The organism is Streptomyces sp. NPDC004667 (assembly GCF_040609475.1).
GTDB lineage: Bacteria > Actinomycetota > Actinomycetes > Streptomycetales > Streptomycetaceae > Streptomyces.
This window is the reverse complement of the sequence record NZ_JBEXKC010000017.1, coordinates 1-1,403: the sequence shown is the minus strand read 5'-3', so window position 1 is coordinate 1,403 and position 1,403 is coordinate 1. Positions and strand designations below refer to the sequence as shown.

Annotated in this window: 1 rRNA gene and 1 pseudogene; both read right to left on the bottom strand. The window is 67.9% G+C overall.

The window, feature by feature from the left end:
• Positions 1 to 945: pseudogene (locus ABZW32_RS12360) on the bottom strand (hypothetical protein); the annotation flags it as partial.
• Between the two features lie 172 nt (positions 946 to 1,117).
• Positions 1,118 to 1,234 (bottom strand): 5S ribosomal RNA (gene rrf / locus ABZW32_RS12355).
• Positions 1,235 to 1,403: the final 169 nt, after the last annotated feature.

Sequence of the window (1,403 nt, the reverse complement as noted above, 5' to 3'; positions counted from 1 at the left end):
ACGGTCATCGTCACGGCGGGGGTACGACGGGCGGTCCCCACCACGGTCGTCACGACGGGGGTACGAGGGACGGTCACCGCCACGGTCGTCACGACCGCCGCGGAACCCACCACGGTCATCGTCACGACGCGGGTAGGACGGACGCCCACCACGGTCGTCCTCACGACGCGGGTACGACGGACGGTCCCCACCACGGTCATCGCGGCGCGGGTACGAGGGACGGTCACCGCCACGGTCGTCACGGCCACCGCGGAACCCACCACGGTCATCGTCACGACGCGGGTAGGACGGACGGTCGCCACCACGGTCGTCACGGCCACCGCGGAACCCACCACGGTCATCGTCACGGCGGGGGTACGACGGGCGGTCCCCACCACGGTCGTCACGGCGCGGGTAGCTGGGACGGTCGCCACCACGGTCATCACGACCGCCACGGAACCCACCACGGTCATCGTCACGACGCGGGTAGGACGGACGCCCACCACGGTCGTCCTCACGACGGGGGTACGACGGACGGTCGCCACCACGGTCATCACGACCGCCACGGAAACCACCGCTGACGGGACGACCGCCACGGTCGTCATCGCGGCGCGGGTAGCTGGGACGGTCGTCGCGACGGGGGTACGAGGGACGGTCGCCGCCACGGTCGTCACGACCGCCACGGAAACCGCCGCCACCACCGGTGGGACGGCCGCCACGGTCGTCGTCGCGGCGCGGGTAGCTGGGACGGTCGCCACCACGGTCGTCACGGCCACGGAAGCCGCCGCCGCTGGGACGGTCGCCGGCGGGGCGCCCGCCACGGTCGTCACGGCGGAAACCGCCGCCACCACCGGTCGGACGGCCACCGCGGTCGTCGCGGCGGAAGCCACCACGGTCACCGCCACGGTCGTCACGGCCCCCGCGGTAGCCGCCCCTGTCACCGCCGTCGTTGCGACGAGGCTCGCGCTCCGGACGATCGTCGGGAGAGTTGGACATGGGTGTGACTCCTGTCTTCGGGGTACCGCTAGTCATTCTCGCGCAACCAACCCATGGCCGCGCTTCGGCGTAAAGAGGTGAAAAAACAAAAAGGACCCTTGGTCCAGCGTTGAACGCTGGACCAAGGGTCCTTTGAAAGATTGTTCGGCGGCGTCCTACTCTCCCACAGGGTCCCCCCTGCAGTACCATCGGCGCTGAAAGGCTTAGCTTCCGGGTTCGGAATGTAACCGGGCGTTTCCCTAACGCTATGACCACCGAAACCCTATCGGTTTCGAGCGAACAAGCACACTCTGTAGTTGTGTTCTAGCTCTAGAAACCAGCAACCGTTCGTTGCTTCAGAACTAACACAGTGGACGCGAGCAACTGAGGACAAGCCCTCGGCCTATTAGTACCAGTCAGCTCCACCCGTTACCGGGCTTCCACATCTG